Genomic DNA, 15,599 nt, shown 5'->3' with positions numbered 1-15,599 from the left:
ACCATGCCCATCGTCACCATTCAAGTCACGCGTGAAGGGTCTGCCCCAGGCCGGGATTCCGTCACCGCCGATGAGAAGGCCGCACTCATCGCGGGGGTCAGCCAGTTACTGCTCGACGTCCTCCACAAGCCGCTGGAGGCGACCTTTGTCGTCATCGAGGAGGTCGAGCTGGAAAATTGGGGCTGGGGCGGATTGCCGGTGCCGGAGTATCGACGGCGCCGAGCTACCAGCAACAGCTGACCAACCGGGCCGCCACAGTGTGGCGGCCCTCCGTCAGTCTTCAATTCTTCTGAAGCGATCCGAAGGTCGCCGATCAATTGGCCGCCCAAGTGGGTGGCATAAAGCATCAAACTAGCAAGCAAGCCGGTCTGCCTGCTATCAGACGGGCGGCGGCGCCGTTTGATCCTGGCGGCGCTGCTGCCGGGCATCGACAGCAGGATTTCGTAAGGCTTCCGGTCGCTTTGCGGCCGGGAAAGCGATAGATTCGCGATTGGCAACTGAACGTCAGGCGACGTCCAGCAGAAGCAGTGGGAGGAAGAATTGAAGGGTTTCATCTCAAGTCTCGCCGGAGGCGTCATGGCGCTGGCGATTTTGGGCTGCGCGAGCGCGTTGGCGGCCGACAAGGTCACCGTTGCGGTCACCGCGATCGTCGAGCATCCGTCGCTGGACGCTGCGCGCGCCGGCGTCAAGAAGGCCCTGGAGGATGCCGGCTACAAGGAAGGCGACAATCTGACCTTCGAGTTCGAGTCGGCGCAGGGACAACCGGCGACCGCCGCGCAGATCGCGCAAAAATTCGCCGGCGAGAAGCCCAACGTCATCGTCGCCATCGCTACGCCGTCGGCGCAGGCTGTGGTGTCGGCCACGCAGGACATCCCCGTGGTCTTCACCGCGGTGACCGATCCGGTCTCGGCGCAGATCGTCACCGACCGCGATCATCCCGGCGGCAATGTCACCGGCATTTCCGACTTCTCGCCGCTTGAGCAGCAGCTCGACCTGATCCGGGAATTCCTGCCGTCGGCCGCCAAGATCGGCGTGCCCTTCAATCCGGCGGAATCGAACAGCATCGCGTTGCTTGCGGCGCTGAAGGACCTGGGCAAGGCCAAGGGTTTTGAGATCGTCGAGGCTCCGGCATCCAAGTCGGCCGATGTCGCGGGCGCGGCGCAGAACCTGGTCGGCAAGGTCGATGTCATCTACCTGCCGACCGACAACACGATCATCTCGGCGCTGGAGACGATCCTGGCCGTCGGCGCCGAGAACAAGCTGCCGGTGTTCTCGGCCGAGAACGACACCGTCAAGCGCGGTGCCATCGCCTCCGTCGGCTTCGACTACTACCAGGTCGGCCTCGAGACGGGCGCGATCGTGGTGCGCGTGCTGAAGGGCGAGAAGCCGGGCGACATTGCGGTGCGCAACGCCACCGGCACCGACCTGATGGTCAACGCCAAGGCAGCCGAGGCCATGGGCGTGACGATCCCGAAAAGCGTGCGCGACCGCGCCAAGCAGGTCATCGAATAGGACAACCGCACGGGCGCGAAAGCGCCCTGCAGCACAGAAGGATCAGGCGTGGCGCGCAAGCACCTCGCCTGATCTGCTAGGACCAACGGAGCGGTTCATGAACCTGATTTCCCTGATCGGCGCTGTCGAGATCGGGCTTGTTTTCGCGCTCGTGGCGCTCGGCGTCTACATCTCGTTTCGCGTCCTCGATTTTCCTGATTTGACGGTCGACGGTTCCTTCCCGCTCGGCGCTGCGGTCGCCGCGGCGATGATCTCGGGCGGCATCAATCCCATCACCGGCACGCTTGCGGCGATCGTCGCCGGCTGCATTGCGGGCATCGTCACCGCCTGGCTGAACATCCGCTTCGGCATCTTGCACTTGCTCGCCGGCATTCTCACCATGACGGCGCTGTTTTCGGTCAATCTGCGCATCATGGGTAGGCCCAACATTCCGCTGATGAACCAGCCGACGGTGATCGACCTGTTTGCGTGGTTGCGGCCGCTGGTCGAGGCTTCCGGACTGCCAGGACGGCCGACGCTCAAGGTGCTAGCGCTGCTGATCATCGTCAGTGTTGTCGGCGCGTTGCTTGCCCGCTTCCTGACCTCGGAATTCGGCCTGGCGATGCGCGCCACCGGCGCCAATCCGCGCATGGCGCAGGCGCAAGGCATTCCAACCGAGATGCACACCTATATCGGCGTCGCCATGGCCAATGGGCTGGTGGCACTGGCGGGCGCGCTGTTTGCGCAGACCGCCGGCTTTGCCGATGTCACCGTCGGCACCGGCACGGCGATCGCCGGCCTTGCCGCCGTGATCCTGGGCGAAACGATCTTCCGGACGAAGTCGATCGTGATTGCGATCTTCTCCTGCGTCTTCGGCGCCATCGCCTATCGCATCGCCATTGCGCTTGCGCTGAACACCGGCTGGCTCGGCCTGCAGTCCTCCGACCTCAATCTGGTCACCGCGGTTCTGGTGGCGATGGCGCTGATCCTGCCCAAGGTCGCCAACCCGATGCGCAGTCTCCTGAAAAGGAGCGCGACATGATCAGCCTCAGCGACGTTCACGTCACCTTCGGCCGCGGCACGCCGCTCGAGCATCGCGCGCTGCGTGGCCTCGACCTCACCATCCCCGAAGGCGAGTTCGTCACCGTCATAGGCTCGAACGGCGCCGGCAAGTCGACGCTGCTCAATGTGCTCAGCGGCACGGCAAGGCCGGAGCGAGGCTCGATCATCGTCGACGGCACCGACGTTACCCGCTGGTCGGCACCGAAGCGGGCGAAGCTGATCGCCCGCGTGTTCCAGGATCCGATGGCCGGCACATGCGAGCGGCTGTCGATCGAAGAAAACATGGCGCTCGCCTTTTCGCGCGGCCGCGTGCGGCGCTTCGGCCGGGCGCTCGATGCCTCCCGCCGCGCATTGTTTCGCGAAAAACTGTCGATGCTGGGCCTTGGCTTGGAGAACCGCCTTGGCGATTCGATGGGATTGCTGTCGGGTGGCCAGCGCCAGGCGGTGAGCCTGCTGATGTCGACGCTGACCGGCATGAAGATATTGCTGCTGGACGAACACACCGCAGCACTTGACCCGCGCACGGCGGCCTTCGTTCTCGACCTCACGCGCCGCATTGTCGAGGAGCAGAAACTGACCGCGCTGATGGTGACGCATTCGATGCGTGATGCGCTCGACCATGGCACCCGCACCGTCATGCTGCATGAGGGAACCATCGTGTTCGACATTGCCGGCGACCAGCGCAAAAGCCTCGACGTTCCCGATATGCTGAACCTGTTCCGGCAGGCGCGTGGAGACGAACTCTCCGACGACAATCTGCTGCTCGGGATGGGCGCGAAGCAGGCAGCGGCGGTAAGGGCGGGCAAGACGGCGTCGAGTTGATCTCAACGTCTCTGTGTACAATGCCTCCGGTCAGGCTTCCGCACGTCGACATCCTCCCGCAGGAGCCGGGGCGGGAGGAGGAGGGGCGCTTCCGGCGCTGGGGCTCTTCCTTTTAACCGGACGGACTGCGTCCAGGCATGGCGTTATCGCCTATTTGACACCTCTCGGCCGTGGGCACATAAATCGCGCCCCAAGTTACGGAGACCCCGATGACTGTCGACCAGACACTGCCAGATGCGGCGCCCGTGGAGGCCGAAGCCAGGCCCGATCTGACGACACTGGTCGTCTATTTCGGTGCGTTGATCGCCATGTTCATGGCCACCATCGACATGCAGATCGTCGTCACCGCCTTGCCCACCATTGCCGGTGAACTCGGCAATCTGCATCTGTTCGGCTGGGTGGGTGCCGCCTATCTGCTGTCGACCGCCGCGGTCTCGCCCTTCTATGGCAAGCTCGGCGATATGTATGGCCGCAAGAATGTCGTGTTGACGGCGATCGGCCTGTTTCTCGTAGGGTCGCTGGTCTGCGGCATGGCTTGGTCGATGGAGAGCCTGATCGCCGCGCGCGTGCTGCAGGGCATTGGCGGCGGCGGGCTGATGGTCTCGGCCTTCGCCATGATCGGCGAGTTGTTTTCGCCGCGCGACCGCGCCAAATACCAGGGCTACAGTTCGGCGGTGTTTGCGCTGTCGTCGGTGCTCGGTCCGCTGGCCGGCGGCTACATCACCAGCCTGTTCGGCTGGCGCTGGGTGTTCCTGGTCAACCTGCCGATCGGCATCATCGTGATGGCGGTGCTGGCCTTCGCCATGCGCAGCCGGTTCAACGAGAGAAAGCACCACATCGACTATCTCGGCGGCGCGCTGCTCGCCATCGGCACGACGGCCATCGTCTATTGGGGCTATCATGTGCTCGACCCCACAGGGCCGGACCTCATCACCTTCGCGCTGCCGCTGGTCGCACTGGTCGCCATCGTCCTGTTCATCATGGTCGAGCGCCGCGCGGAAGAACCGATCGTGCCGTTGCGGCTGTTCGGTAACTCGACGGTCAGCATCGTCTCCGGCGTGTCGCTGGTCGCCGGAACGGTGACGCTGGGCATGTTCTTCTATTTCGCGCTCTACATGCAGACGCTGACGGGTCTAAGCCCGGCCGAAGTCGGCTTCCTGTTCCTGCCGGCGTCGCTGACGTCGATGGTCATCTCGATCGTTGCCGGTCGCGTGATAGCCGCAACCGGACGCTACAAATGGATGCCGGTGGTGGCGATGGCTATCGGCGGGTTCCTGATGCTGGGCTTCGTCGTCACCAACCAGCACACGCCGATCTGGGTGCTGGCGACAATGATGGCTGTGTTCGGCATCAGCATGGGTCTGCAGTTCCAGGTGTTGATCGTGGCGATCCAGGCGGCGGCACCCCTGCAGGACATCGGCGCGGTGACGTCGCTGATCACCCAGGCGCGGACCTTGGGAGCATCACTGGGACTGGCGCTGAATGGCGCGGTGATGATCTGGGCCCTGAACCGGCAGACTGCCGAACTCCCCGCCGATGCCGCCGCCCTGCTGCCGCAGGGCCTGAACGGGTTGACCCCCCACCTCGCGTCAAGCCTGCCGGGCGCGATCCGCGAAGTGGTGCTCGACCATTACTCCAGCGGGTTCAACGTGATGTTCATCTGGGTGGCGGCGCTCTACTTCGTCGCCATGGGGCTGACGTTGCTGCTCGAGGACAAAGAGATTCCGAAGCGGCATTGAACCAGGCCTGGAATATCTGGCGACGATACGAAATCGACTCGCGAGGAAAGCATGATCATCGACACCCATCTGCACCTGATCGATCTGTCGGCGCTGCGCTATCCCTGGCTTGCCGGCGCACCGGCGCTCAATCGCGATTTCCCGCATGAGGAGTATGCGACCCAGGCCCGCCGCGCCGGCATCGAGGCGGCATTGCATATGGAGGTCGATGTCGATCAAGCCGACATCGAGGCCGAGACCAGCCATGTCAAGGCGCAGTCGCAGCAGGCGGGCAGTCTTTTGCGCGGCGCGATTGCCGCTTGTCGTCCAGAGGAGGGCGGCTTTGCCGCCTATCTCGAACGCCAACAGGCCGATCCCTTCATCAAGGGGTTTCGCCGCGTGCTGCATGTCATGCCGGACGAGCTTTCGGACAGTGCGCTGTTTCGCGACAACATCAAACGGCTTTCCGGCAGTGGGCTGACCTTCGATCTCGTGGTCCTGCCGCACCAGATTCCACGCGCGATTGCACTCGCCGATCTTGCGCCGGACGTCCAGTTCGTTCTCGACCATTGCGGCGTGCCCGATATCAAAGGCCGCGCCGAGCACCCATGGCGCGAGAACATGGCCGAGATCGCGCGGCGCCCCAATGTCATTGGCAAGATTTCGGGCGTTGTGGCCTATGCGGACCCCAGCTCGTGGAGTGTCGAGAATTTGCGCCCCTATGTCGAACACACGATCGGGTCTTTCGGTTGGGATCGCGTCGTCTGGGGCAGCGACTGGCCGGTGTGCACGCTTGGCGGAGGGCTCGCGACCTGGGTGGCCGCGACGCACGCGCTGATCGCGGGCGCCAGCCCAGAGGAGAGGATGAAATTGCTGTCGGCCAATGCCAGGCGGATGTGGAAGCTATAGGGCGATCGGACAAGGTTCGCGATTGCCGGCAAGCGTGCAGAACGCCATCACAGCCTTACTTCACGCCAATGCCTGCCGTCAGGCCGCCATCAATCCTGTAGTCGGCGCCGGTGCAGAAACCGGCTTTCGACGAGCACAGGAAAGCGATGAGTTCGGCCACCTCTTCCGGTTCACCGATGCGGCCGAGCGGATGCGCCGCGCCGAAGCGCTTGTAGGCCTCTTCGACATCGGCATCGCTGCCACTCTCGCCACGCGCGGCCTTTTCCAGGATCGGCGTGCGGATCGAACCGGGGCTCACCGAATTGACGCGGATGCCCGCCGCCGCATAGTCGAGCGCCAGCGAGCGCGTCAGCGTGTGGATGGCGCCCTTGGTCGTGGCGTAGGCGGCGACGTTCTGCTGGCAGGCGAAGCCCTGCACGGAGGCGACGTTGACGATGGCGCCGCCGCCGCGCTTGATCATTTCCGGAATGCCGAAATGCGCGGTCAGATAGATCGAGCCGACATTGACCGTCATTGCCCGGTTCCAGGTTTCCCAATCGGTGGTCGTCGCGGTACCGTAGGGATGCACCGCGGCCGAATTGACGATGACGTCGAGACCGCCGAACTTCGCCACGCCAGCCGCCACCGCGTCGCGCACCTGGTCGGAGACGGAGACGTCGGTGTCGATGATCAGCGCTGCTGCTCCAGCGCTCTCCAGTTGCGCTTTCATCTCCGCATTGGCGGCGCGGTCGATGCCGCAGGCGATGATTGCGGCGCCGCCGGCCGCAAGGCGCCTGGCGGTCGCCAGGCCAATTCCGGTCGTCCCGGTCACCAGGGCCACCTTGCCCTCGAAATCCATCATTTCTAAAAACTCCTTCCTTTTCTATCGACTCCCGTCGCGGTCCAACAATAAGTTGCCAACCTCTCGCAGAAGGAAAGCCGAAAATGGAACAATGCTGGCGCTGGTATGGACCCGACGATCCGGTGACGCTCGATCATGTCAAGCAGGCCGGCGCCACCGGCGTGGTCTCGGCGCTTCACCATATCTACGACGGCAGGGCGTGGCCGGAAGCCGACGTGCTGGAGCGCAAGCGCATCATCGAGGAAGCCGGACTGACCTGGTCGGTGGTCGAGAGCATCCCGGTCCACAATTCCTTCAAGATCGGCGCGCCGGAACGCGAGCGCTATGCCGGCTACTATCGCGATAGCATCCGCGCGCTGGCCAAGGCCGGCATCGCCACGATCTGCTATAATTTCATGCCGGTGGTCGACTGGACCCGCACCGATCTCGCCTACCGGCTGCCGACGACGGGTTATGCCCTGCGTTTCGACGCGATCGATTTCGCCGCATACGATCTGTTCGTGCTGAAGCGCAAAGACGGCGCCGACAGCTATACGCCGGCGCGTATTGCGCAGGCGGAGAAGCGGCTCAAGGAATTGCCGCCCGAGAAGATCGACCAGATCGAGCGCAATCTGATTGCCGGCCTGCCGGCGACCGAGCGCAAATATGATCGCGAGAGTTTTCGCGAGGCCTTGGCGGACTATGAGGGGATCGGGCCGAAGGAGCTGCGCGACAACCTCGCCTGGTTCCTGCGCGAGATCATTCCTGTGGCGGAAGAGGAGGGGGTGCGCATGTGCATCCATCCAGACGACCCGCCCTTCTCGCTGTACGGTCTGCCGCGCGTCGTTTCGACCGCCGAGGATGCGCGCTTCATCCTGAGTGCTGTCGACAGCCAGGCCAATGGACTGACGTTCTGCACCGGCTCCTACGGCACGCGCGCCGACAACGACATTGTCGCCATGGTCAAGGAATTTGCCGACCGCATCCATTTCGCCCATCTGCGCAACATCACCATCGAGAAGGACGGCTCGTTCTACGAGGCCGAGCATCTCGAGGGCGGCACCGACATGGCCCATGTCATCCTGGCGCTGATGCAGGAAGAGGCGCGTCGCCACAGAGAAGGCCGCGCCGACTGGCAAATCCCGATGCGGCCGGACCATGGCCATCTGCTCGCCGACGATATCGGCAAGACAAGGATCAATCCCGGCTACTCGCTGATCGGCCGCCTGAAAGGCCTCGCCGAACTGCGCGGCATCATGCGCGCCGTGGAGACGTTCGGGCTGGCTTGAGGGGCAAACGAACTGCTTTTCAATGCCGGTGCCGGCTCAACGTGCCGTCACTGTAGATCATGCGGCCGGCACGGAATGTCGCCCGTACCCGCACCACCGGGCGGCGATCGGCCACCACCAGATCCGCCAAAAGTCCCGTCTCGATGGCGCCGCGATCGGTCAGGCCGAGTGCAGTCGCCGGATTGGCGCTGGTCAGCGCTGCCGCCGCCACAAGACTGCCTTTTCCGCCAAGCCGAGCAATGCCGGCAGGATCGAGGCCGGGTGATAGTCGCTGGCGAGCATGTCGGGCAGTCCTGCCTCATAAGCTTGCCGCGCCGAAAGATTGCCGGAATAGGACTGGCCGCGCAGCGCATTGGGCACTCCCAGCGTACCGTTCGATTGCCAGCTTGACAGAAAGCTGACAATGTATCATATCCAAAAAGCTGACTATGTATCATATTATTCCAAGCAGCGATTAAGACAGGTCAAACCGGCCGTCCCAGGGAGGCGATTGTGGGAGAGGCTATCAGCCAGTGGAGCAATTGGTCGGGCTATGTCACGGCCACGCCGCAGGCTTTTGCCGAACCGCAAACTCTCGATGCGTTGAGCGTCGCCATTCGCAATTCGCCGGGACCGGTTCGTTTCGCTGGCACGGGGCACTCCTTCACGCCACTGGTCAAGAATGACGGAACCATCCTGTCGCTCGACCGCTTCGAAGGCCTGAAGGCGCATGATCCCGAAAGACTGACGGCGAGGGTCGGCGCCGGCACCAAGATCGGTGCGCTGGCGAAGCTCCTGCACGGTGTCGGCCAGGCGCTGCCGAATATGGGCGACATCGACAAGCAGGCGTTTGGCGGCGCGCTTGGCACCGCCACGCATGGTTCGGGCATCACGCTCGGCGCCTATCATACCCAGCTCGAGGCGATGCAGATCGTCGACGGGCGTGGCGCGGTCAAGGAGTTCGACCGCGCCGAGAGCTCCGACATGATCGATGCCATGGGCGCCTCGCTCGGCGCTTTCGGCGCCGTCACCGAAGTGACGATCCGCAACATGGCGAGCTACCGCATGCGGCACCGCCGCTGGACGGCGCCGGTTGGCGAGGTGCTGTCGCAATTCGAAAGCACGATGACGGCGCATCGCTCGGCCGAGTTCTACTACGTGCCGTTTTCCGGCCAGGCGCTGCTGATCGCCAGCGACATCACCGAAGAGCCGGCGACCGTGCGCCCGCCGACGGAAGACGACGATGCCGTCATCACGCTCAGGAAGCTGCGCGATTATCTCAGCTGGTTCCCGTGGCTGCGCCGCCGTCTCATCGGCTCGGCCTTCGCCAAGGTGCCGGCCGAGGACTATGTCGAGGACTGGCTGAAGGTCTTCACCTCGGAGCGCAACGTCAAGTTCAACGAGATGGAGTACCACCTTCCGTTCGAGGAGGGGGCGGCGGCGCTCGGCGAGATCATTGCGATGCTCGAGACGCGGTTCCCAGAGGTCTACTTTCCGATGGAGGTGCGCGTCGTCGCGCCCGACAACATCTGGCTGAGCCCGTTCTACAAGCGCCCGACCTGTTCCATCGCCATCCATCACGGCGTCGAGCGCGATCCGATGGCGTACTTCAACGCCGCCGAGCCGATCTTCCGCAAGCGCGGCGGCCGCCCGCACTGGGGCAAGATGCACAGCCTCACCGCCAAAGAGCTGAGCACGCTCTATCCGCGCTGGAACGATGCCATGGCGGTGCGCCGGGAGATGGACCCGGACAACCGTTTCGTGACGCCCTATATGGCCAGGCTGTTCGGCGTCGCGGCATGAGCCTGACCGACACCTATTTTGCCGAACTCTCGGGCGCGCTCAGGGCTGCCGAAATCCATCGGCCGTGCCTCGTGCTCGATCTCGACCGGCTCGATCACAACATCGCTGCGATCAAGGCGAAGTTCGCCACGGGCCTCGACCTGCGCCTCGTCGACAAGTCGCTGCCTTGCCTGCCGCTCATCGAGCACATCCGTGCGGCGTTCGCGACCGACAGGCTGATGACCTTTCATCTGCCGATCAGCGCTGAAATGCTGAAAGCCTTTCCCGATGTCGATCTCCTGCTTGGCAAGCCGATGCCGGTCGCCGGCGCCAGGCACGCACTGACCAAGGGTGTTCTCGCCGGTCTTGACGAAGCGACGTCGCGCATCGTCTGGCTGATCGACACCGAGGAACGGCTGGCCGCCTATGGCGCCCTTGCCGCTGAGCTCGACCGCGAGCTGCGCATCTGCTTCGAGGTCGATGTCGGGTTGCATCGCGGCGGTATCGGCAATCCCGACGGGTTGGCGCGGGCGGTTGCCGCGCTGGCGAATTATCCACGGCTGAAATGCGAAGGCGTCATGGCCTACGAGGCGCATATCGGCCACATCCCCAACCTGCTCGGCGGACCGGCCAAGGCGCGCGCCAAGGCCGTCAGCCTGTTTCGTCAGTATGTCGGCTGCCTCGCGCCCGACCAGCGCAGGATCCTCAATCTTGGCGGCAGCAGCACCGCATTGCTCTATGACAGCTGGGTCGGCGCCAATGAATTGTCCATCGGATCGGCCTTCGTCTTGCCGACCGATTTCGATGTGCCCAGCCTCGGTCAATTGCAGCCTGCCGTATTCATCGCGACGCCGATCCTGAAGGTGGTCGATGTCCGGTTGCCGGGCCTCGACCAGCGCTCATGGTTGCTGCAGAAGCTCGGGCTGCTGCCACGGCGCGGCTGTTTTCTCTATGGCGGCAAGTGGATGGCCAAGCCTGTCCATCCCGTGGGGATGAAGACCGACAAGACGTTCGGCTTTTCGACCAATCAGCAATTCATGGCGCTGCCCGACGACGCCAATGTCGGGCCTGACGACTACGCCTTCCTGCGTCCGACGCAGAGCGAATTCGTGCTACAGCAGTTCGGGTCGATCCAGGTCTATTCCGGCGGGAAATTCGTCGAGCAATGGGCCGCACTGCCGTTTTCGTAAAATCGAAGTGGAGGAGGACACGATGGTCGCAAGGGCAGTCAAAACCCACCCCGTGCAGCCTGAATGGGCAGCCGAACTCGATCTCGCGCTCACCGATCTCGACCGCAAAAAGGATGACTGGGCGCAGTCCTCGAATAGCGAGCGGATCGCCTTGCTGCGACAGGTCAAGGACAATATCCGCGAGGTCGCCGAAGCGTGGGTCAAGACTGCTACGCGCAAGAAGGGCATCCCGACTGGCTCGTCGCTCGAAGGCGAGGAGTGGCTGGCCGGCCCGGCGGCGCTGATGGATGGCTGCAACCAGTTCATCCGCACGCTGAGCCTGATGGAGGGCAAGAAATTCCTCGACAGGCTGCCGGTGCGCACTCTGCCCAACGGACAGGTGGCGGTGACGGTGGTTCCGAACTCGCTCTGGGACAAGGTGCTGTTCACCGGTCTGAAGGCTGAGATCTGGATGCAGCCCGGCGTGACCAAGGCCAACCTCGCCGCAAGCACCGCCTCGGCCTATGACGCGCCGGCGACGAGCCGCAAAGGCAAGATCGGCCTCGTGCTCGGCGCCGGCAATGTCGCCTCGATCGCGCCGCTCGACTGCCTGCACAAGCTCCTGGTCGAACACCAGGTGGTGCTTCTCAAGATGAACCCGGTCAACGACTATCTCATCGATTTCCTGCGGCCGGCGCTGCGGCCGCTGATCGAATTCGGCGCGCTGCGCATCGTGCGCGGCGGCGCCGATGTCGGTGCCTATCTGTGCAATCACGATCTGGTCGAGGACATCCACATCACCGGTGCCGCGACCTCGCACGACGCGATCGTGTGGGGGCCGGGCGACGAAGGCCGCAAGAACAAGGCGGCGGGCACGCCGAAAAACAAAAGACGCATCACCTCGGAACTCGGCGGCGTGGCGCCGACCATCGTGGTGCCCGGCCCATGGTCGAACGCCGACATCGCCTACCACGCCGAACTGATCGCAACCCAGAAACTCAACAATTCCGGCTTCAACTGCATCGCTTGCCAGATGCTGGTGCTGCCGGAGAGCTGGAACAAATCCGATGCGCTGCTGGCAGCGCTGGAGAAGGTGATGCAGGCGGCCCCGTCGCGGCCAGCCTACTATCCCGGTGCCACCGAGCGCCTCGCCGCGTTCGAAGCGCATGCCGATAGCGTGCAGAAATTCGAGCGGCCCGGCGGGCCGGCCTGCGTGGTGGTACCGTTCCGGCCAGGCACGGACAGCTATCTCGAAAACGCCGAAGTGTTTGCGCCGGCGCTCAGCGTCTTGCGGCTGCCGGCGGGCAACGCCGAATCCTACCTGCGCGCCGCGGTCGCCTACGCCAACGAGAAGCTGCACGGCACGCTGGCCGCCAACATTCTCATCCATCCCAGGACGATCGCCGAGATCGGCCGGCCGCGCTTCGAGCAGATCATTGCCGAATTGCGCTATGGCGGCATCGGCATCAATTCCTGGAGCGGCGTTCTGTTTGCGCTGTTGCGGCCGACCTGGGGCGCATATCCCGGCCATACGCTCGACGATGTGCAGAGCGGCATCGGCGTCGTCCACAACACCTACCTGTTCGACAAGCCCGAGCGCAGCGTGCTCGAAGCGCCGTTCCGCATCATACCGAAACCGGCGTGGTTCCTGACACATAAAAGGGCGCACATCGTCGGCCGGCTGATCACCGAGTTTCACTACCGGCCGAGCGTCCTGAAACTGCCGCGTATCATCTGGAACGCGCTGCTGGGATAGTGCCGAGTGGCAAGCAACGATCCAGGGCAGCATCGCAAAGGCGAGACAGGAGTTACGACAATGGCTGATGCGGATGCAATCATTGTGGGTGGCGGGCTGGCCGGTCTGGCCGCTGCCGCGGAACTCGGCGATGCCGGCAAGCGCGTGATCATCGTCGAGCAGGAAGGCGGCGGTTTTCTCGGCGGTCAGGCATTCTGGTCGCTCGGCGGCCTGTTTCTGGTCAACACGCCCGAGCAACGCCGCTTGCGCATCAGAGACAGCCGCGACCTCGCTTGGCAGGACTGGCTGGGTTCGGCCCAGTTCGACCGGCCCGAGGATCACTGGCCAAGGAAAGTGGCGCAAGCCTATGTCGATTTCGCCGCCGGCGAGATGCGGCCGTGGCTGTACGCCATGGGGATGCGTTGGTGGCCGGTGGTCGGCTGGGCCGAGCGCGGCGGCGCGCTGGCCGACGGCCACGGCAATTCGGTGCCGCGCTTCCATCTCACCTGGGGCACCGGGCCGGGGGTGGTCGCGCCGTTTGAAAGGCGCGTGCGCGATCACGTCGCCAAGGGGCTGATCACTTTGAAATTCCGCCATCAGGTCAGCCGGCTGGTCAAGACCAACGGCGCGGTCACCGGTGTCGCTGGCGAAATCCTGGAGGCGTCCAACGTCGAGCGCGGCAAGCAGTCGAACCGCACGGTCGTTGGTGACTTCGAACTCTCGGCCAGCGCGGTCATTGTCACTTCCGGCGGCATTGGCGGCAACCACGATCTTGTCCGCAAGGTCTGGCCGGTCGAGCGGCTGGGGCCGGCGCCGAAGCGTATGGTCGCCGGCGTGCCGCACCATGTCGACGGCCGCATGGTGGCGATCACGCAGCAAGCCGGCGGCGCCGTCATCAACGCCGACCGCATGTGGCACTATGTCGAGGGGATCAAGAACTGGAATCCGATCTGGCCGAACCATGGCATCCGCATCCTGTCGGCGCCGTCGCCGCTATGGTTCGACGCGCTCGGACAACGCATGGAGGCGCCGTTCTTTCCGAGCTTCGATTCGCTCGGCACGCTGAAGCGCATCCGGTCGACCGGGCATGATTATTCCTGGTTCGTGCTGACCAAGACGATCGCCTCGAAGGAGTTCGTGCTGTCGGGCTCCGAGCAGAACCTCGACTTCACCGGCAAGGATTGGCGGGCCGTGCTGAAGAACCGGCGCGGCGGCAAGGCGCCGCCATCGGTGGCGGCGTTTCTGGAAAAGGGCGAGGACTTCGTTGTCCGCGACAATCTGGCCGACCTGGTCGCCGGGATGAACGCGTTGTCAGGCGACAATCTGCTCGACTACGACCGGCTCAAGGCGCAGATCGTGGCGCGCGACCGCGAGGTCGAGCATGCCTACACCAAGGACGCGCAGGTCACGGCCATCCGCGGCGCCCGCAACTACATCGGCGACAAGATCTTCCGGGTGACCAAACCGCACAAGTTACTTGACCCCAGGCACGGGCCGCTGATTGCGGTGCGCCTCAACATCCTGACCCGCAAGACGCTGGGCGGCCTACACACCAACCTCGATTCACAGGTTCTCGACGGCAATGGCGAGCCCATTGCCGGGCTCTATGCGGCTGGCGAGGTGGCCGGCGGCGGCGGTGGCGGCTATCACGGCTACAATGCGCTTGAAGGGACATTTCTCGGCAGCTGCATCTTTTCCGGCAGGAATGCAGGCCGGCACGCGGCGGGCAGGTGACGCCGCGAACCGGCCAACGCTGCCATCGACACCGAGACGGACCGTCATCCGGTGCCATGATGGGGATATTTCCGATGACAGAGGAGATTGTTAATCGTCCTGCGCTATTGGCAGTCTGGGGGGTGAATGGATCTGGTAATCTGATCGTGTTCACGGGTCGACTATGGCAGTATTTGGTACCGTTCCTCCCGATCTCAGCTGCCGGCCAATCCACCAGTGTGATTGGGAGGGCGTAGCCGATTGCCTGCTCCGGGGCTTTCCAGAACGCAGCCGCGATTACTGGATGCGGGCGCTTGCCCGTTTGTCGCAACGCCCCGCCGTCGCCGACTTTCCACAATACGGCTTTGCCTTGGAGAATGCCGGCCGGATCGTTGGCGTTGTGCTGACGCTCTACGCCCGCTTCCCCGGCCGTGAAGGCGATGAAATCCGCTGCAACATTTCCAGTTGGACCGTGGACGAAGGGTACCGTCCCCAGGCCATGAAGTTGATTTGGGCGATCCTCAGGCGCAGGGACGTGACCTTCACGAACATTTCGCCGGCGCCCTCGACATTGAAGGCCAACAAGGCACTCGGCTTTCAGCTTTTTTCCAATGGACAATTTGCCTTCCTGCCCGCCTTGAATTCGGTGCGGCGGTCGTGTCGGGTGCTTGAGGTTCGTCCCGATCTAGCCGAGTTGGCGATGCTCTCCGACGGCGAAAGATACATCGTCCTGGAACACGCCGCGCTGGGCTGCCTCTCTCTGGTCTGCATTTGCGACGGGGTGGCGTCTCCGCTGGTGTTGATGCCGCGCCGAATACTGCATGGTCTCATCCCCTGCGCCCAGATCGTCTATTGCCGCTCCCTGTCGGATCTGAGCCGGTGTGCCGGCGCCGTGGGGCGCTTTGTCTTGCGAAGGGGACTCCTGCTTTGCCTCGCCGATGCCAAGGAGCCCATCCCTGGCCTGTTCGGCCGCTACTTCGCCAACCGGGGGATAAAATACTTCAAGGGTCCGAAGCCGCCGGCGCCCGGCGACCTGACCTTCACCGAGCTTGTGGTGTTCGGGCCGTAATTGCGCGCTCTCTTTTCCTGACGCAATTCCGGACGGAAAAC

Annotated in this window: 13 protein-coding genes and 1 pseudogene; 12 read left to right on the top strand and 2 right to left on the bottom strand. The window is 63.9% G+C overall.

From position 1 onward, the window contains the following. Positions 1–3: 3 nt before the first annotated feature. From AC04SG_RS01985 to AC04SG_RS01960, 6 genes are all read left to right on the top strand, one after another. Positions 4–240, top strand: a complete 237-nt coding sequence (locus tag AC04SG_RS01985) for a tautomerase family protein (RefSeq protein WP_488549709.1) — start codon at positions 4–6, stop codon at positions 238–240. A gap of 336 nt (positions 241–576) precedes the next feature. Then, the gene (locus AC04SG_RS01980) at positions 577–1,512 is read left to right on the top strand and encodes an ABC transporter substrate-binding protein (RefSeq protein WP_192260113.1); all 936 of its coding nucleotides are present in this window, start codon (positions 577–579) and stop codon (positions 1,510–1,512) included. A 97-nt stretch (positions 1,513–1,609) separates the two neighbouring features. After that, on the top strand, positions 1,610–2,533 hold the full coding sequence (locus AC04SG_RS01975; RefSeq protein WP_488549708.1) for an ABC transporter permease: 924 nt from the start codon (positions 1,610–1,612) through the stop codon (positions 2,531–2,533). Further along, positions 2,530–3,375, top strand: a complete 846-nt coding sequence (locus AC04SG_RS01970) for an ABC transporter ATP-binding protein (RefSeq protein WP_488549707.1) — start codon at positions 2,530–2,532, stop codon at positions 3,373–3,375. Before AC04SG_RS01975 ends, AC04SG_RS01970 begins: the two co-directional genes overlap by 4 nt. A gap of 209 nt (positions 3,376–3,584) precedes the next feature. Continuing rightward, positions 3,585–5,114: an MDR family MFS transporter gene (locus tag AC04SG_RS01965; RefSeq protein ID WP_488549706.1), complete on the top strand. Its 1,530-nt coding sequence runs from the start codon at positions 3,585–3,587 to the stop codon at positions 5,112–5,114. A gap of 51 nt (positions 5,115–5,165) precedes the next feature. Continuing rightward, positions 5,166–6,002 carry an amidohydrolase family protein gene (locus AC04SG_RS01960; RefSeq protein WP_488549705.1) on the top strand — a complete coding sequence of 279 codons (837 nt, stop codon included), beginning with the start codon at positions 5,166–5,168 and terminating at the stop codon, positions 6,000–6,002. Positions 6,003–6,057: 55 nt separating this feature from the next. Here AC04SG_RS01960 and AC04SG_RS01955 read toward each other — a convergent pair whose 3' ends face one another. Continuing rightward, positions 6,058–6,843 (bottom strand): SDR family NAD(P)-dependent oxidoreductase, encoded by a 786-nt coding sequence (locus tag AC04SG_RS01955; protein WP_488549704.1) that lies wholly within the window; start codon positions 6,841–6,843, stop codon positions 6,058–6,060. An 83-nt stretch (positions 6,844–6,926) separates the two neighbouring features. On the opposite strand from AC04SG_RS01955, the gene uxuA reads away from it, so the two are divergent. Beyond that, on the top strand, positions 6,927–8,111 hold the full coding sequence (uxuA, locus tag AC04SG_RS01950; protein WP_192259543.1) for a mannonate dehydratase: 1,185 nt from the start codon (positions 6,927–6,929) through the stop codon (positions 8,109–8,111). 19 nt (positions 8,112–8,130) lie between these two features. Here the strand turns inward: uxuA and AC04SG_RS01945 are convergent. Next, a pseudogene (locus AC04SG_RS01945) lies at positions 8,131–8,477 on the bottom strand (amidohydrolase family protein); the annotation flags it as partial. Positions 8,478–8,603: 126 nt separating this feature from the next. Between AC04SG_RS01945 and AC04SG_RS01940 the strand changes: the two are divergent. The 5 genes from AC04SG_RS01940 to AC04SG_RS01920 all read left to right on the top strand — a co-directional run bounded on the left by AC04SG_RS01940 (position 8,604) and on the right by AC04SG_RS01920 (position 15,558). Then, complete coding sequence (locus tag AC04SG_RS01940; RefSeq protein ID WP_488549703.1) at positions 8,604–9,893, top strand: D-arabinono-1,4-lactone oxidase; 1,290 nt, start codon at positions 8,604–8,606, stop codon at positions 9,891–9,893. Continuing rightward, positions 9,890–11,062, top strand: coding sequence for an alanine racemase (locus AC04SG_RS01935; protein WP_488549702.1), 1,173 nt, complete (start codon positions 9,890–9,892; stop codon positions 11,060–11,062). Before AC04SG_RS01940 ends, AC04SG_RS01935 begins: the two co-directional genes overlap by 4 nt. Before the next feature lie 22 nt (positions 11,063–11,084). Further along, positions 11,085–12,797, top strand: a complete 1,713-nt coding sequence (locus tag AC04SG_RS01930; RefSeq protein WP_488549701.1) for an aldehyde dehydrogenase family protein — start codon at positions 11,085–11,087, stop codon at positions 12,795–12,797. Between the two features lie 60 nt (positions 12,798–12,857). Beyond that, positions 12,858–14,510 carry an FAD-binding dehydrogenase gene (locus tag AC04SG_RS01925; RefSeq protein ID WP_488549700.1) on the top strand — a complete coding sequence of 551 codons (1,653 nt, stop codon included), beginning with the start codon at positions 12,858–12,860 and terminating at the stop codon, positions 14,508–14,510. Positions 14,511–14,793: 283 nt separating this feature from the next. After that, a complete protein-coding gene (locus AC04SG_RS01920) occupies positions 14,794–15,558 on the top strand; it encodes a hypothetical protein (protein ID WP_488549699.1) in 765 nt (254 codons plus the stop codon). Positions 15,559–15,599 lie beyond the last annotated feature (41 nt).

The sequence above is a fragment of the Mesorhizobium sp. CNPSo 4684 genome, from assembly GCF_057784315.1.
Note: the sequence above shows the minus strand (reverse complement) of the source record. Positions and strands in the feature narration are given on the sequence as shown.